Source organism: Bacterioplanoides sp., from assembly GCF_965219715.1.
In the GTDB taxonomy this organism is placed as follows: domain Bacteria; phylum Pseudomonadota; class Gammaproteobacteria; order Pseudomonadales; family Oceanobacteraceae; genus Bacterioplanoides.
Genome location: NZ_OZ244785.1, coordinates 3196903 through 3220037 on the forward strand (window position 1 = coordinate 3196903; position 23135 = coordinate 3220037).

The 23135-nt window shown below is 50.5% G+C and carries 24 protein-coding genes and 1 other RNA gene; 18 read left to right on the forward strand and 7 right to left on the reverse strand.

The features are described 5' to 3' along the window. Positions 1-166 precede the first annotated feature (166 nt). The 5 genes from ACOQOZ_RS15015 (at position 167) to ACOQOZ_RS15035 (ending at position 4794) form a co-directional block, all read left to right on the forward strand. The gene (locus ACOQOZ_RS15015; RefSeq protein ID WP_420588968.1) at positions 167-1675 is read left to right on the forward strand and encodes a serine protease; all 1509 of its coding nucleotides are present in this window, start codon (positions 167-169) and stop codon (positions 1673-1675) included. Positions 1676-1738: 63 nt separating this feature from the next. Then, positions 1739-2083, forward strand: a complete 345-nt coding sequence (locus tag ACOQOZ_RS15020) for a hypothetical protein (protein ID WP_420588969.1) — start codon at positions 1739-1741, stop codon at positions 2081-2083. A 43-nt stretch (positions 2084-2126) separates the two neighbouring features. Further along, complete coding sequence (locus tag ACOQOZ_RS15025) at positions 2127-3008, forward strand: transporter (protein ID WP_420588970.1); 882 nt, start codon at positions 2127-2129, stop codon at positions 3006-3008. Positions 3009-3021: 13 nt separating this feature from the next. Then, complete coding sequence (locus ACOQOZ_RS15030; protein WP_420588971.1) at positions 3022-3747, forward strand: helix-turn-helix domain-containing protein; 726 nt, start codon at positions 3022-3024, stop codon at positions 3745-3747. Between the two features lie 102 nt (positions 3748-3849). Further along, entirely contained in the window at positions 3850-4794 is a 945-nt protein-coding gene (locus ACOQOZ_RS15035) for a DMT family transporter (RefSeq protein WP_420592423.1), read from the forward strand. 62 nt (positions 4795-4856) lie between these two features. Here the strand turns inward: ACOQOZ_RS15035 and ACOQOZ_RS15040 are convergent, their stop codons facing one another. Next, the gene (locus ACOQOZ_RS15040) at positions 4857-7055 is read right to left on the reverse strand and encodes an FAD-binding protein (protein WP_420588972.1); all 2199 of its coding nucleotides are present in this window, start codon (positions 7053-7055) and stop codon (positions 4857-4859) included. A 178-nt stretch (positions 7056-7233) separates the two neighbouring features. Between ACOQOZ_RS15040 and ACOQOZ_RS15045 the strand changes: the two genes are divergently transcribed. The 7 genes from ACOQOZ_RS15045 (at position 7234) to ACOQOZ_RS15075 (ending at position 13764) form a co-directional block, all read left to right on the forward strand. After that, on the forward strand, positions 7234-8019 hold the full coding sequence (locus tag ACOQOZ_RS15045) for a sulfite exporter TauE/SafE family protein (RefSeq protein ID WP_420592424.1): 786 nt from the start codon (positions 7234-7236) through the stop codon (positions 8017-8019). An 82-nt stretch (positions 8020-8101) separates the two neighbouring features. Next, complete coding sequence (gene lgt / locus ACOQOZ_RS15050) at positions 8102-8908, forward strand: prolipoprotein diacylglyceryl transferase (protein WP_420588973.1); 807 nt, start codon at positions 8102-8104, stop codon at positions 8906-8908. Positions 8909-8934: 26 nt separating this feature from the next. Beyond that, the gene (gene thyA, locus ACOQOZ_RS15055; protein ID WP_420588974.1) at positions 8935-9729 is read left to right on the forward strand and encodes a thymidylate synthase; all 795 of its coding nucleotides are present in this window, start codon (positions 8935-8937) and stop codon (positions 9727-9729) included. Between the two features lie 207 nt (positions 9730-9936). Beyond that, positions 9937-11640 carry a putative bifunctional diguanylate cyclase/phosphodiesterase gene (locus ACOQOZ_RS15060; RefSeq protein WP_420588975.1) on the forward strand — a complete coding sequence of 568 codons (1704 nt, stop codon included), beginning with the start codon at positions 9937-9939 and terminating at the stop codon, positions 11638-11640. Positions 11641-11704: 64 nt separating this feature from the next. Then, positions 11705-12220 carry a dihydrofolate reductase gene (locus tag ACOQOZ_RS15065; protein ID WP_420588976.1) on the forward strand — a complete coding sequence of 172 codons (516 nt, stop codon included), beginning with the start codon at positions 11705-11707 and terminating at the stop codon, positions 12218-12220. 51 nt (positions 12221-12271) lie between these two features. Further along, positions 12272-13240 (forward strand): alpha/beta hydrolase, encoded by a 969-nt coding sequence (locus tag ACOQOZ_RS15070; protein ID WP_420588977.1) that lies wholly within the window; start codon positions 12272-12274, stop codon positions 13238-13240. 77 nt (positions 13241-13317) lie between these two features. Beyond that, positions 13318-13764, forward strand: coding sequence for an ester cyclase (locus ACOQOZ_RS15075; RefSeq protein WP_420588978.1), 447 nt, complete (start codon positions 13318-13320; stop codon positions 13762-13764). A 16-nt stretch (positions 13765-13780) separates the two neighbouring features. On the opposite strand, the gene ACOQOZ_RS15080 is transcribed toward ACOQOZ_RS15075, so the two are convergent. Continuing rightward, on the reverse strand, positions 13781-14242 hold the full coding sequence (locus ACOQOZ_RS15080) for an EVE domain-containing protein (RefSeq protein ID WP_420588979.1): 462 nt from the start codon (positions 14240-14242) through the stop codon (positions 13781-13783). Between the two features lie 162 nt (positions 14243-14404). Here ACOQOZ_RS15080 and ACOQOZ_RS15085 point away from each other — a divergent pair, with 162 nt between their 5' ends. Then, positions 14405-14530, forward strand: coding sequence for a hypothetical protein (locus tag ACOQOZ_RS15085; RefSeq protein WP_420588980.1), 126 nt, complete (start codon positions 14405-14407; stop codon positions 14528-14530). A gap of 35 nt (positions 14531-14565) precedes the next feature. Here the strand turns inward: ACOQOZ_RS15085 and ACOQOZ_RS15090 are convergent, their stop codons facing one another. From ACOQOZ_RS15090 to ACOQOZ_RS15105, 4 genes are all read right to left on the reverse strand, one after another. Next, complete coding sequence (locus ACOQOZ_RS15090) at positions 14566-15144, reverse strand: 5-formyltetrahydrofolate cyclo-ligase (RefSeq protein ID WP_420588981.1); 579 nt, start codon at positions 15142-15144, stop codon at positions 14566-14568. A 27-nt stretch (positions 15145-15171) separates the two neighbouring features. After that, a non-coding RNA gene (ssrS, locus tag ACOQOZ_RS15095) (6S RNA) lies at positions 15172-15350 on the reverse strand. Between the two features lie 191 nt (positions 15351-15541). Then, complete coding sequence (locus ACOQOZ_RS15100) at positions 15542-15853, reverse strand: cell division protein ZapA (protein WP_420588982.1); 312 nt, start codon at positions 15851-15853, stop codon at positions 15542-15544. Next, positions 15846-16079, reverse strand: coding sequence for a TIGR02449 family protein (locus ACOQOZ_RS15105; RefSeq protein WP_420588983.1), 234 nt, complete (start codon positions 16077-16079; stop codon positions 15846-15848). Before ACOQOZ_RS15105 ends, ACOQOZ_RS15100 begins: the two co-directional genes overlap by 8 nt. Positions 16080-16234: 155 nt before the next feature. Here ACOQOZ_RS15105 and ACOQOZ_RS15110 point away from each other — a divergent pair, with 155 nt between their 5' ends. From ACOQOZ_RS15110 to ACOQOZ_RS15125, 4 genes are all read left to right on the forward strand, one after another. Next, on the forward strand, positions 16235-16798 hold the full coding sequence (locus ACOQOZ_RS15110; RefSeq protein ID WP_420588984.1) for a UPF0149 family protein: 564 nt from the start codon (positions 16235-16237) through the stop codon (positions 16796-16798). Between the two features lie 7 nt (positions 16799-16805). Continuing rightward, the gene (gene pepP, locus ACOQOZ_RS15115; RefSeq protein WP_420588985.1) at positions 16806-18119 is read left to right on the forward strand and encodes a Xaa-Pro aminopeptidase; all 1314 of its coding nucleotides are present in this window, start codon (positions 16806-16808) and stop codon (positions 18117-18119) included. A 165-nt stretch (positions 18120-18284) separates the two neighbouring features. After that, on the forward strand, positions 18285-19517 hold the full coding sequence (ubiH, locus tag ACOQOZ_RS15120; protein WP_420588986.1) for a 2-octaprenyl-6-methoxyphenyl hydroxylase: 1233 nt from the start codon (positions 18285-18287) through the stop codon (positions 19515-19517). A gap of 9 nt (positions 19518-19526) precedes the next feature. Next, on the forward strand, positions 19527-20750 hold the full coding sequence (locus tag ACOQOZ_RS15125) for a UbiH/UbiF/VisC/COQ6 family ubiquinone biosynthesis hydroxylase (RefSeq protein WP_420588987.1): 1224 nt from the start codon (positions 19527-19529) through the stop codon (positions 20748-20750). Positions 20751-20882: 132 nt separating this feature from the next. Here ACOQOZ_RS15125 and ACOQOZ_RS15130 read toward each other — a convergent pair whose 3' ends face one another. Then, complete coding sequence (locus tag ACOQOZ_RS15130) at positions 20883-21761, reverse strand: HDOD domain-containing protein (RefSeq protein WP_420588988.1); 879 nt, start codon at positions 21759-21761, stop codon at positions 20883-20885. Positions 21762-21932: 171 nt separating this feature from the next. On the opposite strand from ACOQOZ_RS15130, the gene ACOQOZ_RS15135 reads away from it, so the two are divergent. Further along, entirely contained in the window at positions 21933-23129 is a 1197-nt protein-coding gene (locus ACOQOZ_RS15135; RefSeq protein WP_420588989.1) for a class I SAM-dependent rRNA methyltransferase, read from the forward strand. Positions 23130-23135 lie beyond the last annotated feature (6 nt).

The window sequence follows — 23135 nt, forward strand, 5'->3', positions numbered from 1 at the left end:
ATTTGTCACATAAAAACCACCCTTGTGATTTTGACAAGGGAAAAATTCCCTCGTAACGTTAAGGGTGAAAGGAGGGAAAAATTCCCTCGGTCAGTCAGGCGAGAAATCAGACCGAAATTTCTGGTTGCCTGGCAGAGAAATAACAACGAATCGGAAGGTGATGGTTATGAAGATGGTTAACAGCAAAACGCTCGCTCTCAGTGCCCTGGCAGTCGCAATTTCAACACCGCTGCTGAGCCACGCCGGTGTCGTCAATGCGCCTCAACAACGCATTATTGGTGGCGTTGATGCCGCAAAAACGGCTTACCCGTGGATGGTGTCGGTTAAAAGTAAATCCGATGGCGGGCACTTCTGTGGCGCCAGCCTGATCGACAAGCAATGGGTATTAACTGCGGCACATTGTATTGAAGATGAACGTGCAGAAGGCATTAAGGTCACCATCGCCGAATACGATCAGAAGAAGGCGGACAGCGGTGAGCAAACCCTGATGGTCAGCGCAATTTATATGCATCAGGACTATAACGATGACCACGATATTGCCTTGCTGAAGCTGGCAACAGAATCGGATAAGACGCCGGTTGCGCTGGCTGATACGAATTTTATGGCCAATCTGAATGTTGGAACTGAGCTTACAACCATCGGCTGGGGATTAACCAAAGACGGTGATAACAGCAGTGCGGCGACGGTTTTACAGCAGGTGAAAGTACCGCTGTATAACCAGGCTGACTGTAAAACCAACTACGCCAAACTGAATATAAATATCACCGATAATATGGTGTGCGCCGGCTTACCTGCGGGTGGTAAAGATTCGTGTCAGGGTGACAGTGGTGGTCCGTTGTTTGTGCAGTCTGGCGGCAGCATGGTTCAGCTGGGTGTAACCAGTTTTGGTGAAGCCTGTGCCAAAGCCAAATTTCCTGGTGTGTACACCCGGGTAGCGGCCTACAGTGACTGGATTGCTAAGGCGAAAAAAGGCGAGGTTGCAGCGCATAAACCGGATAACCAGTCCGGTACGGATATGCCGGAGGAAAAAGAGGTACTGGGTCTGCCATCGTATGTCGATTTATTCGTTGAAAAAGGACAACAGTCTGCCAGTGATAAGCTGATGCTGGAAAATCCAAAAGATGCCAAAGCCAACTTGTTGGTGAGCGAAATGACCATTAACGGTGATGGTTTTACTCTGAAGGATAACCGCTGTGTTAATCAGGCGATTGAGCCAGGTAAAAGCTGTAGTTTCAGCGTGAACTATCAGAATCAGGGCAATAAATCCTTTGCTGAAGGCAAGTTGCAGCTGAAAACCAACCATCAGACTCATAAAACTGTGGATGTCGAATTATTTGCTCTGAACGGTGATGCTTTCGATGAGGCTGATGAGGTGACCTGCTCGATTTTTGCCGACCTCAATGTGAACGATGATAAAGCCGAACTTGATGCTGAAATGAACTGCAACAACGACGGTAATGACGACGATGATTTCGATGCTAACGACAACGATGATGATCTGGGAGGCGATAACCCGGGCAACAGCAACGGTGACAACAGCGGAAACAATGGTGATAACAACGACAGCAATGATGAAAGTGAAAAACATCAGGCTACGGTCACCTTTGCCGGTGCCTTCCATCCTCTGATGTTGCTGGGTCTGCTGGCGCTGCCATTTGCTCGCCGCCGCCAGTAAATCGTATTTGCTTTCACGAACAGGCCGGGTTTCCCGGCCTTTGGTTTTTAAGGAGAGTTGCGGATGAAATTGATCACACTGCTGTTTACGCTGCCACTGATTGTGGCCTGTACTGCGTCAACGACCGGCAACCCGTCACCAGCTACATTGGAAACCCTGTATGGTTATCGCTGGCAGGGCAATATTCTGTTTGTTGATGTGGTGAGTCATGGTTGTACCAAAACCGAGGATTTTTCGCTCGATTGGCCAGATCCTGATAGGCTGATAATCAAACGTGTTCAGCCGGATCGTTGCCGTAAGGCTGCTAAAATAACCACGCTGAATTTTGAAACCGACCGCCGCAGTGGTCAGCTGATTCAGATTATTAACCCGGTGCAGGCGACCCGGATTAAATCGTTCGCCCACTGATTCCCGGCTGTTGTCCGAACGGCTGGCACCAGAAAAAGAGTGTATGAGTAAAAGCCTTCTGATTATTACAGCCATGCTGATTACGCTTTCAGCCCAGGCAGGTGAGCAATTACACACCTCCTGGGCTTCGTACTTTTATCAGGGGGACTATGGTCGCGATTCCGATACTGACACCTGGGTGAATCAACTGCGGTTAAATTATCGTCACGATGGCTGGCAACTGGGATACAGCCAGGCAGTTATTCAACAGCATGGCAGTCAGCGGATTGTTGATGGCGATAATCTGGATGAAGAGCAGGCGGATGATGAACAGCCAGCGGATGATTTTGACCAGGACAACCCTGATACAGATCTCCCCGATGATGACAACCCGGCACAGGATCCGCAGCCGGACGAAGCACCACGACAATCAACCATTTCCCGCCACCGCAGTGGCGTATCAGATCCGAGTGTATTACTGAGTTATCGCTGGTCAGATCGACGGTCATTACTGGATAAAAGTCAGGGCTCGTGGCGATTGGCGGTACGTTGGAAATTACCGCTGACCGATGAGCAGAAATTCTCTAATGGCCGTCATGAGTGGCGTTTGTCGGTGCACCGTTCACAACGTTTTGAACGGCTGACACTGAGTGCTTCGCTGGGTCATCACTGGCGGGAATATCAGGCCAACAAAGACAATAATCAGCGCTGGTACAGCAATTTGGGGTTGATGTTTTTTCCGGGTAAAACAACCGGCGTGGGTGTGTCTTATTTTTATAAACAGAAACTGGAATCACAGCCTGAGGCCGCGCGTTCGGTTGCGGTAAATGGTTACTGGCGTTTCAGTCGGGCGATTTCACTGACGGCTAATGCCGGTTTGGGGTTATCCGAAACGGTGGCTGATCATTACCTCGGCGCCAGCCTGAATTACCGCTGGCGTTTGTAGGTCTGGGCAGTTAATGATGAAGCAATCCGCCATCGATCATTTATCCATTCGTTCTTACAGCCAGACTCGTCGTGGTCACAGCCATACATTTAACCAGCTGGTGTTGCCGCTGCAGGGTGTGATTAATATCGAGTTAGATGGTTACAGTGGCAAGGTGTCTCCGGGTGAATGTGTGATTATTCACCGGGATGTTGTTCATCACTTTACGGCTGCAGAAAATGCCCGGTTTGTGGTTGCTGACCTACAGCAATTGCCGGACTTGTTGCAGCAAAGCGAAACTCTGGTATTCAGCACCAGCGAGCCATTGAATCGTTATCTCGGATTTGTTGAGCAACAATTACAGCAGCAGGCGAATGAGCAGCTGGAGCAACTGATGCTACAGACTTTTTGTTTATTGCTGCAGCAACAAACTCTGATTCGCCAGCTTGATAGTCGTATTCGTGCGGCACAGTTTTTTCTCAACGAACACCTGGCCGACGATATATCCATCGACAGTCTGGCAGCTGTTGCCTGCCTCAGTACCAGCCAGTTTAAAAAATTGTTCCGCCAGCAAATTGGCCAAAGCGTTATGCAGTTTCTGCGACAGCAACGTATGGAACGTGCCAAGGCGTTATTGGTAAATACCGATTATCCGGTGCAGCTGGTGGCTGAGCGGGTTGGCTATCAGGATGTGTCGGCTTTCAGCCGCCGCTTCAATGAACACTTCGGTTTAAAGCCGAGTGAAATCGCCAAGCGTTAAAACAATCTTTTGAACCTGAAAAATCGTCTTTGCTGCACAATTCACCTCAACCACTGAATTTACACTGTTTGCAGATTTCAGGCAGAGGTAATTTCTGTGGCGATGGCCGATACAGATTCCAATTATTCCGAAAAAATACCTACCACGTCTGTAGCACTGGCAAAACTGGCGATTATTTTTTCCTGTGTGTTGTGGGGAACAACCGGCACGGCGGCGAGTTTTATTCAGGGCATCAGCTCTCTGGCCGTTGGTGCATTTGCCATGGGAGTCAGTGGTCTGCTGATGGGGTTATATCGCCTGCGACAATTATTAAAAGAGCGCAGACGTCTGCAGCAATGTTGGCGATTAATTCTTTGTGGTGGTCTGGCTGTGATGATTTACCCGTTGGCGTTTTATTCCTCGATGTCGTTAGCTGGCGTAGCGGTTGGCACTGTTATTTCGCTGGCCTGCGCGCCGTTTTTCAGTGCGTTGCTGGAGGTGTGTATTGATGGAAAAACAATCTCAAAGCAATGGTGGCAGAGCTTTGTTATTTGCGCCGGTGGCATTGTATTACTGACTCTGAGTAAGCAATCGCTGCCGCAACAAAGTTCAGACACTGATTATTTGCTGGGCATTATGCTGGGGCTGGTTGCCGCCTTGAGTTACGCCGGTTATTCCTGGGCGGCCAAATCGATGATTGAGCTGGGAGTCAGTTCCGGCTCAGCCATGGCGGTGATGTTTGCTTTTGCCAGTGCAGTGTTAATTCCTGGATTAATGTTCAGTGACGAGCAACTGTTTGCCAGCTCCATTAATACAACGGCGCTGCTGTATCTGGCGTTTATACCGATGTTTATTGGTTATATTGCTTTCGCTTATGGTTTGCGCGTGGTCAGTGCCAGTCAGGCAACACTGATCACATTGTTAGAGCCGGTTATTGCAGCGGTATTGGCGGTGATGATTGTTGGTGAGCGTTTTGCCACGATTGGCTGGCTGGGTATTGTATTAATTATTTCAGGATTGTTATGGCAATCCTGCGCTGGGAAAGAACCTGAAAAAAACGCCAGCTGAGATAACTCGGCTGGCGTTTTTATTGTGGTTAGCGGAGGACGATTTTATAACCGCCTGCGGGCTTACCAGCTGGCAGGGTATTCGAAGTTCGGATATTCGATACCAATCGCTTTACCAAACTTATTGGCGAATAAACCGTTTGGATCCAGCTTGCCTACTTGTTTGTTAAAGCGCTCTAAATGATCGCCATACACTTTCAGATCACGTTGTAAAGTAAACACCCAGTCCTGGTTGCCATATTGTTCAGCGTACATATTTTTGCCCCAGTGACCACGAGCGCCGAAGCCAGTAATCAGTTTACGCATGGCTTCTTCATACGGGTCCATGTATTCCGCGAACTGTTCGGCAGTCAGATTTACCGGAACAAAAATCGGCATCTCGATGTGAACCGCTGTTGTACCATTTTCGAAACCGTTACCGGCACCGGTGTATGCCATTAACGCCTGATCGCCCACTTTTGAGAAGCGTACAAAAATACCGATTAAAGGCACCGGGATTTCACGATTCTTGGTATTCAGGCCATTGTTGAATTCACGAATGTATTCCATGGCTGCCTGAATATTTTTTTGAGGTACGGCGAATTCCCAATCCATCTGGAACATCTCACGACCAATGGTATCGATCAGCTTACTTGAGGTGATTCGGTGAGTCGGGCCGACGGCGTTGGAAGTGTAACGCTTTTCTCCATTAATGGTTTTGGTCAGCGGTGGTGTTAAGTGCCAACCGGCTTTACGCATATACGCCATTTTTTCGTGGGCCTGGGTGTCCGGCTTGGCACCACCAATCTGGAAAATCTGCATGGTGTCTTTGGAACTCAGCTGGTCGGTGTCGACATAAGGAAACAGCAGTTCATTGTTCGCGCCTTCTTCTGCGGCCAAATCGGTGGTTGTGCCGCAGGTGCGCAGGTAACGGTTCAGGCTTGGGAACCAGTTGTACTGACCGTAGTCGCAGTCTTTGATGTCGTTTAAGACGCTGTCTGTTGCCGCAGTAAATAATTCATCTTCATCATGGAAGGTGATTTTTACATGGGTGTTGGTGGCTTCGGATACTTCCAGACGCACACGGGTTAATACTCCCAAATAGCCCAGGTGAGTGGTTAAAGATTTCCATAAATCCGGATCGGTTTTACCTGTGGTGCCGCGCGAGTACGTTTTTAACGCGCCGCTGGCATCGATTAGATCGATTGAAACCACTTGCTGCGATAACACGTTGCGGTTTTTCGGAGAGCTGCCGTGGGCCGAGGTACCTAATGCACCGGCCACTGATACATCGCGCCAGCCCAGATGAACATAACCCAGGCCTTTATTGCGTTCGAATAACCATTCGCCGACTTCATGCAAACTGGCTCCGGCGGCAACGTTCACCACATCCAGACCTTCGAAGGTTTCCAGCGACATTCCCAGTGCTTGTTGCTGCTGATTAAATTTATCCATCACCAGCACAATACCGTCGTTACAGACGATGGTGGTGGCCGACCCAGAGGTGGTGTTGTAACCACGACCACTGGTCATTTTGATGCGCTTTTTCTCTTTATTCGCGCGGGCGATGATTTGTTGAATCTGTTCCACCGAGGTTGGGTGAATTACTTCTTCAACGTCGTGACACAGAGTCTGGAAGTTAAACGATGCCAGCTTGTAGTCCGAGCAGTCGGATGGGCAACTGGTGATGGTTTCTACACCGTTACATACCAGATCACCACAGGTTGCCATTACATCAACACCCGGCAGGTTCAGTTCGGTGTCGAGCAGTCCTTTGATTGAACTCAGATTACCGGCGATAGTTAACAACGGATCGGAGATCTGCTCCAGGTTGTTTTCTTTCGGGCAATATTCTTTGCTGCCGTTCGCGTCTTTATTAACACTGCACACCAGCACATACATGGCACCGGCTTCCATCCGGAAATTTGCAGGAAATTCGTAAACCAGCTTTTGCTGGCCGCTGTTGGCTGCAATTTCTGCCTGCACCGGAGCAAGGCCTAAACCCAGCTTATTCTTTCCGGCATCTCCCCAATAAACCCGGTAATGGCTGAGGTTGTTCTGATCTTTCGCGGGCCAGATCTCGATTCCTTCGAGAATACGGCGGGGCGCCAGTTTGGCTGGGTTGTCATCAGCAGTGAAGGTAATACGTACCTTTTCAGCGACATCCGTTGGAGCAGGAGTCTCTGGAGGCTGGCTCATCGCCATAGCACCACAGGATGCGGCGGTAAGGGCAAACGCTGCAAGGCTGCGTGCTGCCGACGTTAAGGGTGAGAAATAAGACACGTTGAAGGCCCTGTTACTGTTTTTGTTATAAGCTGTGTATTGAAACCAAAGTGCCACTTTAATGCTAGGGCAGCTTGGGTCATCCATGTATAAATGCTGTGCGATTTTTACAGCAAGACTGTGCATATCTTCCAGCCTCGGGGCATAATGCCCGCCCTGCAAATTGTGTGTGATTGTTATGATTTTTCTGTTGTTTCTCGCCGTGGGTGCGGTTGCCGGTTTATTAGCGGGTTTGTTTGGTATTGGCGGTGGCATGGTGATTGTGCCGGTATTGGTGCTGACCTTTGCGGCTCAGGGCATCAGCGAAGCGGTGCTAACCCATATGGCGGTGGCGACCTCATTGGCGACCATTGTGTTTACCTCCATCAGCTCGGTACGAGAGCACCACAAAAACGGTGCGGTCGATTGGCCGTTGGTCAGCATCATGAGTGTTGGCATCATTGCTGGCACTGCCATAGGTGTATCGCTGATTACCAGCGTGCCGGGCCCGGTTTTACAGAAGATTATTGGCGTATTTGCCTTATTGGTTGCGATCAAGATGTTCTTTGGTCTCGATCCGAAAAGTGACGGCTCACGTCCGGGTAACGGAGGCTTAGTTACTGCCGGTGGTGTGGTGGGTTTCGGCTCTGCCTGGTTTGGAATTGGTGGTGGTACTTTCACTGTGCCGTATCTGACCTGGATGCAGATTCCGATGCGTCAGGCGGTAGCAACTTCAGCCGCCTGTGGTTTACCCATTGCGTTAACTGGCGCGGTGAGTAACGTATTTGCCGGCTGGAATCACACCGATTTACCAGGTTGGACCACCGGCTTTTTATACTGGCCAGCGATTGGCGGTATCGTGCTTACCAGTGTGCCGTTCGCTAAAGTCGGAGCGAAGCTGGCCCATAAGCTTGACCAAAAATTACTGAAAAAAGCCTTCGCCCTGCTGCTGGTTGTGGTTGGATTGCGCTTTCTGTTGTCTTAAGGCAGAGATACCACCTCTGTTCATAAAACTGCCGGATTGAGACGGTACATTCTGACCTCAATTCCGCTGCAAGGATGTTGTTATGTTGACTTACCCTGAGATTGATCCGGTTGCCATTGCGATTGGGCCATTAAAAATTCATTGGTACGGCCTGATGTATCTGCTGGCGTTTGGTACCAGCTGGTGGCTGGCTAATCTGCGAGCCAAGCGTCCTGGCTCTGGCTGGACGCCAGAACAGGTATCTGACCTGATTTTTTTTGGTGCTATGGGGGTTATCCTCGGCGGCCGTCTGGGTTACGTATTCTTCTATAACTTCCCGAAACTGCTCGAAGATCCGCTGATGCTGATCCGCATCTGGGAAGGTGGTATGTCTTTCCATGGTGGCTTATTAGGCGTTCTGGCAGCGCTGGCCTGGTTCGGTAAAAAATATCAGAAGAACTTCTTCGATGTTGGCGACTTTGTTGCGCCGTTTGTGCCGCTGGGCCTGATGTTCGGCCGTATCGGTAACTTTATTGGTGGTGAACTCTGGGGCCGCATCGCTGATCCACAATCTGTGCCCTGGGCCATGGTTTTCCCACGTGCTGGTGAATTACCGCGTCACCCGTCACAGTTGTATCAGGCGGCGCTGGAAGGTTTCCTGCTGTTTGTTATTTTGTGGTGGTTCTCGAATAAACCACGTCCGCAAAAAGCCGTTGGTGCTGCATTTCTGATAGGATATGGCGTTTTCCGCACCATCGCCGAATTCTTCCGTGAGCCGGATGCCCATATCGGTTTTGATCTGTTTGATTGGGTCAGCCGTGGTCAGCTGCTGAGCTTACCGATGATTGTGATTGGTATCGCCTTTATGGTTTGGGCTTACCGCGGTGATAAGGTCCGTCAAACGGCCTGATGAAAAACTTTTACTGAGAGCTAACGATGAAACAATACCTCGATCTGATGCGTCATGTACGCGAAAACGGCACCTTTAAAGAGGATCGTACCGGTACCGGTACTTACAGCTGTTTTGGCTATCAGATGCGTTTTGATCTGAGTGAAGGTTTCCCGCTGGTGACCACCAAGAAGCTGCACCTGCGCTCGATTATTCACGAGCTGTTGTGGTTCCTGAGTGGCGATACCAACATCAAATACCTGAAAGAAAACGGTGTTAGCATCTGGGATGAATGGGCGGATGAAGAGGGCAACCTCGGCCCGGTTTATGGTTCCCAGTGGCGCAGCTGGCCAACGCCGGATGGTGGTCATATCGACCAGATTACTCAGGTCGTTGATCAGATCAAAAACAACCCGGATTCCCGTCGTCTGATTGTCAGTGCCTGGAATGTAGCGGAAGTGAACAATATGGCATTACCGCCGTGTCACGCGTTCTTCCAGTTCTATGTTGCCGATGGCAAATTGTCCTGCCAGCTGTATCAGCGCAGTGCCGATATTTTCCTTGGTGTGCCGTTTAATATCGCCAGTTACGCATTGCTGGTTCATATGGTGGCGCAGCAGTGTGACTTAGAGGTTGGTGACTTTGTCTGGACCGGTGGTGATGTGCATTTATACGCGAACCATCTGGAACAAACCGACCTGCAATTAAGCCGCGAGCCGATGCCACTGGCGAAGCTGAAAATCGGCCGTAAGCCGGAGTCCATCTTCGACTATAAATTCGAAGATTTTGAGATTGAAGGCTACCAGTCCCACGCTCATATCAAGGCGCCGGTAGCGGTCTGATGTTGTTATAACCCCTTAATTCATAAGGGGTTTATCCCTCTCAGGGATGGTGTTTGGCTAACTTTTGATCAGCACTTGTCCCAGCCTGTCCAGCAATTACAAAAAAGTTGATATCAGCCGGAGCAAATGTCAGTCATGACAGGATGAGTCTCTGTCATTTGACGACCGCTGGCTATACTGAGAAAACGTTCATTGATCTGTTTTCTTATGTCTCCGACACCCAATTCACAACCCGAGCTATCCCAGGTTCATTTATTGTCCCTGCTGGAAGACCAAAGTGTGCCTGCTGCGTTGCAGTCGGGTGGCTTGCCTCTGGTTGAGTGTGCGGATGAAATCTGCAGCTCTGCGATGAATCAGGACAGCGCGATTCTGATTCTGGCGGAGCAAATCAACAGCGAATTAAAAGCAGCGATTGAACGAATTCAGCTGACGTTGGGGGATGCCGCGATTATTGTTGCCCTGCCGTCATCGCAGCAACTGCAACAGAACAGTGTTGCCCTGATTGGTTTGGGGGTGCACGAAGTCACCAGCTGGGATCTGCCAGCCATGGCCGATTGGCAGCGCCTGATTCTGCAGGCCCGTGCCCGGCGCGCTTATGAATCTCAGTTAAAACGCTTCTCTCATTATGACCCTCTGACCCAGCTAGCAAACCGCAGCTTGTTTCAGGATCGGCTGGAGCACAGCCTGCTGCAGAATCAACGTCGTGCCCGGGGTGTCGGAGTATTGTTTCTCGATCTCGACCGCTTCCGGGTGGTGAATGATATTTATGGTCATCACATTGGTGACCAGCTGTTGGTGGCTTGTGCTGAACGTATGCTGGAGAAGGTACGGCGTTCGGATACTCTGGCGCGGCTCGGCAGTAACAGTTTTGCTGTTATTCTCGATGATGTGGATGACGACGATGGTATGTACCGGGTTTCAGACAAGCTGAACCAGGCGTTCACTCAGCCATTTGATATCGCCGGCCACGAAATTTTTGTCAGCACCAGCATTGGTATGCAGCTCGCCAGTCGGGTGAATTTCGATGTTGGTGAACTGGTGCGTCATGCTGAGTTAGCACTGCACGATGCAAAGCGTAATGGTCGCAATGCCAGAGTGTTGTATCAGGAGCATCATTCTCCTGCCGATAAGGTTCGCCTGGGGCTGGAGAGTGCGTTGCATCATGCGCTCGAGCGCCAGGAATTGTATCTGGCGTATCAGCCTCAGGTTGATCTGAATAGTGGCGAGTTTACCGGTGTTGAAGCGCTCATGCGCTGGCGTCATCCGGTGTTGGGGAATGTGCCCCCCACGGTGTTTATCCCTGTATTGGAAGATACCGGTCTGATCGATCGCTTTGGCTTATGGGCGATCCAGTCTGCCTGTGAGCAATTTGCCCAATGGCTGCAACAGCAACAGATTCCTGCGACCGCCAAGTTGTCGGTTAATCTGTCGCCGCGTCAGTTCCGGCAACCGGATCTGGCACAGCAAATCAAAAACGCGTTACAAACCAGCCAGCTTTCGCCGCAGCGGCTAACGCTGGAGGTAACCGAAAGTATGCTGATGAATAACCTCGACCAGGGCATCGAGATGCTGGCGCACCTGCGACGTCTTGGTGTTGCGGTTGCCATTGATGACTTTGGTACTGGTTATTCCTCACTGTCGTATCTGAAGGATCTGCCGATCGACTACCTGAAAATCGACCGGGTGTTCGTTAAAGATATTGTCACCGACGACAACGACGCTGCCATTGCCAATTCCATTATTGGTCTGGCTCACAACCTGGGCCTGAAAGTGATTGCCGAAGGCGTAGAAGATAAAGAAGTGCTGGAACGCTTGATGGCGTTTGGTTGTGATCAGTATCAGGGTTACTACTTCTCCAGGCCGATTCCGGCTGAGGAAATTCCGCAAAAGGCAGCTCACCGTCAGGGCTGACTTTTTACAAGCTGTTGATGGCTGGTTATGATCGGCCTTTCACTGTTTGTTCTGGAAAGCTGTTTTGAAACTTTCACTGATTGTTGCTCTTGCCGAAAATCACGTTATTGGCCGTGATAATAAACTTCCCTGGTATCTGCCGAACGACCTCAAATATTTTAAGCAGGTAACTCTGGGTAAGCCGGTGGTGATGGGGCGAAAAACTTACGAGAGTATCGGTAAGCCATTACCAGGACGCACGAATATCATCATTACCCGCCAAGCTGATTATCAGCCTCCCGGAGCTAACGACAGCGTTAAGGTTGTTGCTTCTCTCGAACAGGCCCGTGAGCTGGCTGAGAATATCTGTCTGATTGATGGCCAGGAAGAGGCCATGATTATTGGTGGTGCTGAGATCTACACTCTGGCACTGCCACTGGTCGACCGTATGTATCTGACGGAAGTTCATGCCGAAGTGGAGGGAGATGCCCGCTTCCCTGAATTTGATCGCAGCGCCTGGAACAAGGTGGCTGGCGAAGATTTTGCCGCAGAAGGGCCAAACCCTTATGCCTACAGCTTTAATGTTTACGAGCCTGTCTGATTTCGGCAATCGTCTATAATCTTTTATTAATCAAAAGCTTAAGAGAGATGTATGGTTACGGAAAGCCCCCGATGGCAGCGTGAAAGCCTGATTGCAGAGATACCAGAGCTGCAATGGCAGCAGCCATGTCTTGCTGAAAGTGAGCAGTGGCGGGCTTATCGACAATTCTACAAACTCGATTTTGCAGGGCTGGAGCAGGTCAGCCATTTTGCCGGTTTACTGAAGACCTCGGGTTACGATATCGCGGTGCAGATCTGGCGCCAGCCAGGAGCCCGCGGAACCGCGTTGCTGGTGCATGGTTATTACGACCATACCGGTATTTACGGCTCCCTGATTGAATTCTGCCTGCGGCAGGGGCTGGATGTCGTTATCTTTGATTTACCCGGCCATGGCCTGTCGTCCGGCGAGCGTGCCGCGATTAATAATTTTCAGGAATACGATGAAGTATTCAGCCTGGTGCTGCAGCAAGTAGAAGTGCACCTTGGCGGACCTCTGTATCTGTTTGGCCAGAGCACTGGCGGTGCCATCAGTATTAATTATCTGCTGAAGCGCCAGCTGACGCCGCAACAGTCGCCGTTTAAAGCCATCACCCTGTTTGCACCTTTGGTGCGCCCGAAAGGCTGGACCAAAGCGCGGGTCCTGCACAGTATTCTGAGTCTGGTTATTCGCCGTATTAAACGCGACTTTAACCCGAATTCGGCTGACGGTCGTTTCCTCCGGTTTATTGCTGAACACGACCCGCTACAGCCACGCCACCTCAGTGTTCGTTGGGTGGGCGCTTTGCGCCAATGGGTGTCTTTTATCGAATTAAGTCCAAAGTGTGATGTGCCTCTCAATATTATTCAGGGCGACGCAGACAACACTGTGGACTGGTGTCATAATCTTGAAATCCTGTCGCAAAAATTTCCAAACAGGCAGGTATTTATGTTGCCCGGGGGGCAGCACCATGTAGTGAATGAATCGGTGGAGAATCGCCTAAAGGTCTATCAGCAGGTCGCAAAATGGTTGAATCTTGATTAAACCGACACACTGAACTCAACAGGAAAGCAACCAGGATGGCTGCTAACGATACGGAAGTCACATAACAGGAGTACCCCATGGAAGAACGATTAGAAAATAATAAAAAGCTAATCCGGCAGTTTATTGAGCTCACCTGGAATCAGGGGCGCTTTAACCTGGCTAATTCATTAGTCGCACCCGAATTTACCTATCATGCCAGCATGATTGATAACCCGATGACACTGCAGAATATGGGTGTTGTGGTGCAAACCATTCAGGATGCATTTGATGACTTCACCATCGCGGTTGATGAGCTGGTGGCGGAAGGGAATCAGGTGGTATCGCAATCCACCTTCAGCGGCACACTGGTCAAACCTTTTATGGGATTTGAACCAACCGACCGTATGCTGGCATTAAACGCAGTTACTTTCTGGAAGATTCGCCAAGGCGTTATTCAGTCTGGTCATTCGCTGCTCGATACTGCAGATCTGATACACCAGGCCTCAGGCATTATGGGCAAAAAGCAGAACCTGGCGGTGCTCTGAAGCCACCTACCTAAGACTATTGTTCGGCCAGACCGAGGATAAACTGCCATTCGTCCTCGGTGACTGGCTGCACGGATAACCTGCCCCGGTTCAGCAGAACCATATCTTCCAGTTGTGGATAATTTTTCAGCTCTTTCAGAGTAACCGTCCTGGCCAATGGCCGATCCGCTTCTACTTCCACCGTAATCCAGCGCGGATTCTCCGCCGATGACTTCGGATCGTAATAATCTGATGCCGGATCGAGTGATGTGGGATCGGTTATTCCTGTCGCTGTGATACGACAAACTCCGACAACTCCGGGTTCTTTACAACTTGAGTGGTAGAAAAATGCCAGATCTCCTGATCTGAGTTCATCCCTAAGTAGGTTTCTTGCTTGATAATTGCGCACTCCGTCCCATAATGTGCGCTGATTCGGCGCATTTTCAAGATCAGAATAACTATAAGCGTCGGGCTCGGACTTAAGTAACCAGTAGTTCATAAGCTTGTTGTGTTGAGAAAACGGATTGGTGCGGCTTTTGCTCAGCCTATCATCGTATTGTCATCACTGCGAACCACAATGCTGGCGCAGAATAATTATTACAGCACTGAAGCAACCATAAGCTTCAGGCTCCGGGCAGTTTTATTTGGGGGAAGTAGATAAATGAAGAAACCAGACCTGTTGGTGTTCCTGACCATCATCGTAGCATTAGGCGCTGCCGTTACCGGTATGACCGCTGAACAAAAACGTCCTGCCCATGTGGTGGCTGCGGAAAGCAGCATTCGCTAACGAATACTGGTTTTGGCGGTAAGCCACCAGTGTGTTCAGAAGCGGCGGAACGCAGCTTCGGTTGCAATGGCGGTTAGCGGAATATCCCAGGCTTCGGCCGGGAGTTGTGGCAGCTGCTGAAATTCGTAAGCACAGCCAATCAATGCGGGCTTGTGTCCAGGCTGATGCATAAATTCCAGTGTGCGATCGTAATATCCACCACCCATGCCAAGGCGGTTTCCACGCTGATCGAACGCCACCAGTGGCAGGCATACGCTGCTCAGGTAGCGTGCATTGGCGTGCTGGCCAAAGCGGAAATCCGGTTCGCTGATACCATAACGATTGCGCTTCATACGGCTGTTGCGGGTATAACGAATAAAGCTCAGGTGGCCTTTTCTGAGTGGATGTAATACCGGCAGAAACACCTGTTTGCCACGCTGTTCCAGATCGTCACACACCAGCTGAGGATCAATTTCTCCGTCGTTGCTCAGGTACAGAGCGACACGCTTGCCAGCCATAAACTGGCTGCTCTGACGTAATGTCGATAACAGACCGCGGGCTGCGCTCTGACGACGGCGCAACGACAAATTACGGCGTTTGTTTCGGATCAGTTTACGCAGTTCAGATTTGTTCATGGAATGAGGCAGCAGAAGAAAAGAATGGAGCTCCCCACTGTGCCGCTGTCATAAATAAAGGCCTTGAACCCTGTGGTCCAAGGTGGCAGGCCAGACATCAAATTAGGCTTTCCGTCGAGCGGACATGCACACATTAACGAATGAACCTTCCATAATAAAAAGCATCGGCTCAGGTCTTTATTGACTGGCTAACACCCCAGGGAGCGCGAAAAAGTATAACAAAATTGCACGGCTGTGGAGGCTGTTTTTGTTGCAGAAATGCGGCAATTTTGTAGCTTTTTTGCTTGACCTGAAAAGCGATTTCAGAAAGCGCTTAAAGATTGAACGCTGACCCCGTAAATGGAGTCAGCGAGGGTGTTACAGGCTACAACACTGCCCGAAAAATGGAGGGAGCTTGTTAGAGTTCCAGCTGTGAATCTTTGTCGAGAGCTTCATCAATCATCTGATGAATCTTGTTCAGACGATCATTTTGGCTGCCCTGCTGTTGCTGCATTTCCAGCAGTTCATGGGCCAGGTTGAGAGCAGCAATTACGGCAATACGGTCGGTGCCCAGCACTTTGCCGGCGGTGGAGCTGGCGTTCTTTATTTCTACCATCTTCTCGTTGAGATAACGCGCCGCGTCTTTCAGCTGAGCCTCAGCACCATCAGGGCAGTTCACCCGATAGTCACGGTCAAGGATATTAAGTTCCAGGGTTTTCGCGTTAGCCACTGTTGCGCTCCAGCGTTTGCAGGCGGTTGATCATTTCATTCACTTTGCGACGGGCAATCTCGTTTTGCTGTGTCAGCTTGGCGCGCTCTGATTGCCAGGACGCTTCAGCTGCACGCATGGCACGATTCTGCTCACGCAATTCATCCTGAACGCGCAGCAGTTTTTCGATTTTTTGTTGCAGATGTTGCAGTTGTAAATCTTGCATCGTCTTAAATTTAAACAGCATGACCGGTTGAGCTCTCTACTATAAGAGGCTGTTACCGGATGGGTCAATTGCAGTAACGCATCAGCCGCTGGCCACAACAGCGAATATTTCTCCGCCTTCGATCTGCGCCAATGTTAGAATGGGGCGTTTCTATAAGCCCTGTTTGAGTTACCCGTATGAATATCGACTTTTCCGACATCGCTGATCTCTGGCTGGAGTCTCGTTGTTACCAGACGCCATCAGCATTACATGGCTGGCTGACCGGATATCTGAGCGCCGGAGCACGGTTAACCACGGAAAACTGGCTGCGCGAAGCCGAAGATTATCTGGAGCTGGATGAAGCGCCGCAAGATAAGCTGAAAGCGGCACTGGTCGATTTTTATGATCAGGTATTAAAAGGCCTGAGCGGTGAAGATATGACCTATCAGCCGCTGCTGCCGCCGGATGACGAAGCCGATGTGGTTGAGCAGGTGGATTGCCTGGCTGAATGGAGCAAAGGCTTTCTTGATGGCATTGGCGCTTCCGGCAAGTTGCAGGGCAACAAACTGGCAGAAGACGTGACCGAAGTGTTGCGTGATCTGGATGCTTTCTCTAATGCCACCATTGAAGATCCAAAAGACCCGGATAATGAAGCTTTGTATCTGGAACTGGCAGAGCACGCCCGTATTTCTGCATTAACCGTGTTTTACGGTATGAACCAGAAACCTGCAGTAGAAATGGAACGCAAAACCCTGCACTGAGGCCCTTATGATTAAACTGGATTCCAGCGAATACGCCCGCCGTCGTCAGCAACTGATGGCGGCCATGAGCCCGAACTCGATTGCCATCGTACCCTCGGCGCCACTGACTACCCGTAATCGTGATGTTGAGCATCCGTTTCGCCAGGACAGCGACTTCTATTACCTCAGTGGTTTTGCTGAAGAACATGCCGTGCTGGTTCTGGTGCCGGGTCGTGAGCACGGTGAATACGTGTTGTTCTGCCAGGAAAAAATCAAAGAACAGGAAATCTGGACCGGCCGCCGCGTTGGCCCGGAAGCCGCCCCAGAGGTGCTAGGTGCGGATGACGCGTTCCCGATTACCGATATCGACGATATTTTGCCTGGATTGCTGGAAGGCAAAGATCGTATTTACGCCAGCTTAGGCGTGCGTCAGGACTTCGATCATCAGCTGATGCAGTGGGTTAATCACATCAAAACCCAGGTGCGTAATGGCGCGACACCGCCACGTGAATTCAGTGCGCTGGATCATCTGTTACATGAAATGCGTCTGATTAAATCCGACGCTGAAATTGCAGTGATGAAAGAAGCCGCCGAAGTGAGTGCTGAAGCTCATAAGCGTGCCATGCAGATGGTGAAACCCGGTATGATGGAGTATCAGCTGGAGGCAGAAATTCTGCGTACCTTTATGGCCGCCGGCAGTCGCTGGCCAGCTTACCCATCCATTGTTGGCACCGGGGACAATGCTTGTATTCTGCATTACACCCAGAATACCGAAGAGATTAAAGACGGCGATCTGATTCTGATCGATGCCGGTTGTGAGCTCGATTATTACGCGGCAGATATCACCCGTACTTTCCCGGCCAACGGCAAGTTCAGCGATCCGCAAAAAGAGTTATACCAGCTGGTGCTGGATGCTCAGATCGCTGCCATTGAGCAGGTCAAACCAGGTAACCACTGGAATCAGCCACATGAAGCCGCGGTAAAAGTACTGGTGGATGGTTTGTTGGAGCTGGGCCTGCTGGAAGGTGATGCCGACGAAATCATCAAAGATGAAAAGTACCGCCAGTTCTACATGCATAAAACCGGACATTGGCTGGGCATGGATGTACATGACGTGGGTGAATACCGCATCGACGGCGAATGGCGCGAGCTGGAGCCGGGCATGGTGTTAACCATTGAACCGGGTCTGTATGTCAGTCCGGACGATGAAACCGTGGACGAGCAATGGCGTGGTATCGGTATCCGTATCGAAGACGACGTGGTGGTAACCAAAGAAGGCTGTCAGGTATTAACTGTTGATGTGCCAAAAGCGATTGATGCTATTGAAGATCTGATGGCCTGATTTTTCTGCATCATAGGTCAGGGAAGCAGTCATAGGTATTTTCGCTCGACACGCTGTGAATACTTCCTTGTAAGCTCGACTGCCGCATCCCTGCGGCAGACGGTCGAGCCAAAAAACACCTATGACTACTTCTTGCTGTAAACGTTGAAACGAATGAGCAAAACAATGAGTACCGAACATAAGGTTGATATCGCCATACTCGGCGCTGGTATGGCTGGCGCTAGCCTGATCCATTTGCTGAGCTCAGCTCGTAAGCAGGGGCTGAAGATCGCGCTGATTGATCGCCAGCCACTGACCAGTGAAGACTGGTCAGCGGATATCAGTCAACGGCCACCAAGCTTTGATGGCCGGGCGACTGCGCTGTCTTACGGTACTCAACAGCTGTTTGAAAAACTGAATCTGTGGCAAAACATTCAACCCGCCGCCTGCGCTATCGAACATATTCAGGTATCAGATCAGGGCAACTTTGGTCAGGCGCATTTGCATGCCGCCGAGCAAAATAGTGACGCCCTGGGTTATGTGATTGAAAACGCCGCCCTGGGACAAGGTCTGTTAGCCAACATTGAGCAGCTGGATAATGTTGAGCTGTTTGCTTCCGCAGAAGCAGAGAACGTTCAGATGAATGCCGAAGGTGCTGCATTAACCTTCGTCGATGGCCGTAAGCTGCAAACTCAATTGTTGGTTATGGCTGACGGTGGTCGTTCACCATTGGCGTCACAACTGGGTATTCAGCATTCCCGCGAAGCTTACGGTACTCATGCTCTGGTTACTCAAATTGAGTGTGATCAGGATCATCAGCACTGGGCCTACGAGCGCTTCAGTGGTGATGGCCCAATTGCCTTTCTACCGTTACAGAAGCGTTGTTTTGCCGTGGTCTGGACCATCAATGATGACGAAATTGATGCTACCAAAGCGTTAGGCGATGACGAGTTTTTACAGCGTCTGCAGCAACAGATTGGCATGCGCCTGGGTAAGTTTATTCGGGTTGGAGAACGTCTGAGTTATCCACTGGCGCTGGTGCAAAGCAAAGAGCAGGTTCGCCGTTCTCTGGTGTTATTAGGCAACGCCGCGCATAGCCTGCATCCGGTGGCGGGGCAGGGCTTTAACCTGGCGTTAAGAGATGCTGCGGTGTTGGCAGAACATCTGAATCGTGCTTTTGCCAATTGCCAGAATCTGGGCGATCTTGAATTGCTGCAGGCCTATGAAAGTCAGCAACAAACTGATCAGCGCAATACCATCGTCGCCAGCGATGCCTTGCCAAAACTGTTTGGCAGTAAAAATTCTGTGATGACCTTTGTGCGTGACGCCGGATTATTAAGCCTGGCGGCTGCACCAACTGCACGCCGCTTATTTGCCCGTCATGCGATGGGGCTTGGCCAAAAAGCAGCAGTTCTGTAAGAGAAGCTTATGAACGATAAACACTACGATATTGTGATTGTTGGTGCTGGTCTGGTGGGCCAGGCGATTGCTGCGGCAATTCTGATGCAGCAGGAGAAACAGTCTTCTCGCAAGCCCATGTCATTGGCGCTGATCGATCCGGCGCAAGTCTCTGAGCCTCCGTTGTCTCAACAGTTGAATGATTATGATCTGCGCGTCAGTGCCCTAACGGCTCAGACTCAGCAGTTATTAACCGATATTGGCGCCTGGCAGAAAATTCCGGCAGCGGCGTTGAGTCCGTACACCGAAATGAAAGTATGGGACGCTGAAGGCACTGGCGCAGTCAACTTTGCAGCGGCTGATCTGCATGTGGATAACCTCGGTCATATTGTCGAAAACCGTCAGACCTTATGGGCACTGCAGCAAGTGCTGAATGATGCTGGCGTTGAGTTTATTCACCAGCCTGTACGTTACCTCGATAACCGCGATGCTGGTGGCAATACCCCGGTTGTTTTGGAAAGCGGCGACACCTTACAGGCCCAGCTGGTGATTGGTGCTGATGGTGCGCTTTCCAGAGTGCGTCAATGGGCCGGTTTACCCACGCGAGAATGGGATTATGAGCACCACGCAATTGTTGCGTCGGTGGAGTGCGAGCAGCCGGTTGCTGCAACCGCTTGGCAACGTTTCCGCCAGCAAGGGCCGTTGGCCTTTTTACCTTTAGCGAATAATCCTCATTTTGCTTCTATCGTTTGGTCAACCACTCCGGAAGAAGCCGAAGAAGTGTTAGCGCTGGATGATGATGCTTTTAACAAAGCGTTAGAGCAGGCGTTTGAAGGTCGTTTGGGCACCATTGTGTCTGCCTCAAAACGTGTGGCTTTCCCATTGCGTCAGCGTCACGCCAAAGACTATTGGTGTGACGGTGTGGTTTTGGCCGGAGATGCGGCGCACTCTATTCATCCGCTGGCAGGCCAGGGGGTAAATCTGGGCTTCAAAGATGCGGCGGTATTATCTGAAGAGCTGGTACGTGGCTTTAACAAAGGGCTGGATCTGGGAAGTGCGGCAGTGTTAGGTCGTTACCAGCGCAGGCGTCAGGCGGATAATCTGGTGACCATGGCAACGATGCAGGGCTTTAAAGAGTTATTTGGCTCCGAAGCGCCGCTGGTGCGTTTGCTGCGTAATGAAGGGATGCGTTGGTTCGATAAATTACTCCCTGTAAAGCAGCATGTGATGCAGCAGGCGATGGGGTTGAAGTAACCCCATTTTCAAGACTGTGATTTGAGATAGGAAACGTGTTGTCGCTCGACCGTCTGCCACAGTCGAGCCTGCAAGGACGCATTTACGGCGTGTCGAGAGGAAATATGTTCCCTGGCTCATCCATAGTCACTATCACCGATAATTCTGCACCCCAATTCCCATCTCAGCAAAGTTCGCTTCCATCTGCTCCAGGTCATATTCACCCAGGCCGAGATAAGCCAATACTTCTGCTCCTATTGCCAACCACTCATGATCTTCACGTTGTTTGCCGAGAATGCGGTAATTGCCACAAATGTGCTCCGACATTTTCAGAATCCCCAGCAGAGTTTTTAACTCGGAATCCTTCTGGTTGGTGCTGTTGAAATAGCGACCGGCATTGTGATGCTCGGCAACAACGTCGCAGAGAATTTTCGGCAGTTTCCACGACTTGGCGGTGTAGTAACCAATCACCGCATGGTTGGTATTGAGCAGCTGGTTTTCGACATCGATCACCCGCTGGTCCGGGTCGTGAGCGTAGGACTTTTCCATCACTTCGAGATAGTTATCGAAGCGAGCCATTAGTAACGGAATACCACAGTTGTGGAACAAGCCAAGTAGGTAAGCTAAATCCGGGTTGGGATAACCCACTTGTTTGGCAATCTGAGTCGCTACCTGGGAGATATCAGTGGCGGTATCCCAGAAGCGGTTCATGTTCACAATGGTTTCGTCGCTCATCTGGCTCTTAATCGAAACACCATTGATGATATTCACCACGCTGTTCAGACCAATCAGATTAACGGCCTGCTCCACCGACGTAATACGATTGCTGAGACCGTAAAACGGCGAATTCACAACTTTCAATACGGTGCCTGCCAGGCCAACATCCTGGCTGATCAGTTTGGATATTGACCCCATATCCGGGTCCGGCATCAGTTGTTCGATTTGCAGGTCCACCAGAATCTGGGGCTGTGGCGGGATACGGATACCCTGAAGGATTTGCTTGATTTGCTCTTCGCTGAGTTCCTGAGACATGTCTACGGAGGTTTACTGGCTATGATGCTTCAAGTTTAGGATAAATTTCTGACTTGGTGTGTGGCGCTTTGTTACCTCAAATGTCTTTATGTAATAGGCGATTTTTTACTCAGTAGAGGTATATAATGCGCCGCCGTTTTACTTTGCCACTGTGCAACCCCTGAGGATCTTATGCTTGCTTCCCTGCGCCTTAAAAATAAAGCCGAACGTCGCCTGAAAGGTGGTCATCTTTGGGTCTACTCCAATGAAGTGGACACCCAGCAGACGCCGCTAAAAGGTCTGCAACCGGGTCAGGAAGTGGTGATTGAGGCTGCCAACGGTAAAGCTCTGGGTCGCGCTATTGTCAGTCCGGAACAGTTGATCTGTGCGCGCCTGATCAGCCGTGACAGCAAGCAACAACTCGATGGCTCCCTGATTGTGCATCGTCTGAAAGTCGCGCTGAGCAGCCGTGAATTGTGGTACCCGCACCAGTGTTATCGCTGGGTATACGGTGATAGTGACGGTTTACCGGGTCTGGTGATTGATCGCTTTGGTGCTGTGGTGGTGGTTCAGATCTCTAATATGGCGATGGAACTACGTCGTCAGGAGATTATTGATGCAGTAATGAAAGTCGCTAAACCAGACACTATCGTATTGAAGAATGACGGCAAGCTGCGTGCCGTTGAAGGTCTGGAAGAATACGTTGAGATTGTTCATGGCGAACTGGAAGATAACTGTGCGCCACTGATCGAAAACGACACCAACTTTATGGCACCGGTTATCCATGGTCAGAAAACCGGTTGGTTCTATGATCACCGTGAAAACCGCGCGGTGCTCAATCGCCTGGTGAATGGCAAGCGGGTACTGGATGTCTTCAGCTACGTCGGTGGCTGGGGTGTGCAGGCGGCTAATCATGGCGCCAGTGAAGTTCATTGTATTGATGCTTCTGGCCAGGCACTGGACTGGGTTGAGCAGAATGCCGCATTGAATGGCGTCGAAGAAAAGTTACATTGCTGGGAAGGTGATGCGTTTCAGGCGATGAAGCAGCTGAAAGATTCCGGCGAGAAGTTCGATGTGGTGGTGGTTGATCCGCCAGCCTTTATTCCGCGTCGTAAAGATATCAAAGCCGGTGAGCAGGCATACCGCCGTCTGAACCAGCTGGCAATGCGCTTATTGAACAAAGACGGTCTGCTGGTGGCAGGTTCTTGTTCAATGCATTTAGGTGATGATCGCTTGCCGGATATGTTGCGTATTCTAGGTCGTGAGTTGGATCGTGAGGTAATGATCCAGCATATTGGCAGCCAGGGTGCAGACCACCCGGTATTACCAGCGATTGCCGAAACTCGTTACCTCAAAGCAGTCTTTGCCCGCGTGCTGCCTACCCGCTAAGCATTA

Coding starts and splice junctions, on each gene's coding strand:
- thyA (WP_420588974.1), top strand. CDS start 8,935: ATGAAACAATACCTCGATCTGATGCGTCATGTACGCGAAAACGGCACC.
- ACOQOZ_RS15075 (WP_420588978.1), top strand. CDS start 13,318: ATGGAAGAACGATTAGAAAATAATAAAAAGCTAATCCGGCAGTTTATT.
- ACOQOZ_RS15090 (WP_420588981.1), bottom strand. CDS start 15,144: ATGAACAAATCTGAACTGCGTAAACTGATCCGAAACAAACGCCGTAAT.
- ACOQOZ_RS15105 (WP_420588983.1), bottom strand. CDS start 16,079: ATGCTGTTTAAATTTAAGACGATGCAAGATTTACAACTGCAACATCTG.
- ACOQOZ_RS15135 (WP_420588989.1), top strand. CDS start 21,933: ATGCTTGCTTCCCTGCGCCTTAAAAATAAAGCCGAACGTCGCCTGAAA.
- pepP (WP_420588985.1), top strand. CDS start 16,806: ATGATTAAACTGGATTCCAGCGAATACGCCCGCCGTCGTCAGCAACTG.
- ACOQOZ_RS15085 (WP_420588980.1), top strand. CDS start 14,405: ATGAAGAAACCAGACCTGTTGGTGTTCCTGACCATCATCGTAGCATTA.
- ubiH (WP_420588986.1), top strand. CDS start 18,285: ATGAGTACCGAACATAAGGTTGATATCGCCATACTCGGCGCTGGTATG.
- ACOQOZ_RS15125 (WP_420588987.1), top strand. CDS start 19,527: ATGAACGATAAACACTACGATATTGTGATTGTTGGTGCTGGTCTGGTG.
- ACOQOZ_RS15060 (WP_420588975.1), top strand. CDS start 9,937: ATGTCTCCGACACCCAATTCACAACCCGAGCTATCCCAGGTTCATTTA.
- lgt (WP_420588973.1), top strand. CDS start 8,102: ATGTTGACTTACCCTGAGATTGATCCGGTTGCCATTGCGATTGGGCCA.
- ACOQOZ_RS15070 (WP_420588977.1), top strand. CDS start 12,272: ATGGTTACGGAAAGCCCCCGATGGCAGCGTGAAAGCCTGATTGCAGAG.
- ACOQOZ_RS15110 (WP_420588984.1), top strand. CDS start 16,235: ATGAATATCGACTTTTCCGACATCGCTGATCTCTGGCTGGAGTCTCGT.
- ACOQOZ_RS15035 (WP_420592423.1), top strand. CDS start 3,850: ATGGCCGATACAGATTCCAATTATTCCGAAAAAATACCTACCACGTCT.
- ACOQOZ_RS15020 (WP_420588969.1), top strand. CDS start 1,739: ATGAAATTGATCACACTGCTGTTTACGCTGCCACTGATTGTGGCCTGT.
- ACOQOZ_RS15030 (WP_420588971.1), top strand. CDS start 3,022: ATGATGAAGCAATCCGCCATCGATCATTTATCCATTCGTTCTTACAGC.
- ACOQOZ_RS15080 (WP_420588979.1), bottom strand. CDS start 14,242: ATGAACTACTGGTTACTTAAGTCCGAGCCCGACGCTTATAGTTATTCT.
- ACOQOZ_RS15025 (WP_420588970.1), top strand. CDS start 2,127: ATGAGTAAAAGCCTTCTGATTATTACAGCCATGCTGATTACGCTTTCA.
- ACOQOZ_RS15130 (WP_420588988.1), bottom strand. CDS start 21,761: ATGTCTCAGGAACTCAGCGAAGAGCAAATCAAGCAAATCCTTCAGGGT.
- ACOQOZ_RS15045 (WP_420592424.1), top strand. CDS start 7,234: ATGATTTTTCTGTTGTTTCTCGCCGTGGGTGCGGTTGCCGGTTTATTA.
- ACOQOZ_RS15015 (WP_420588968.1), top strand. CDS start 167: ATGAAGATGGTTAACAGCAAAACGCTCGCTCTCAGTGCCCTGGCAGTC.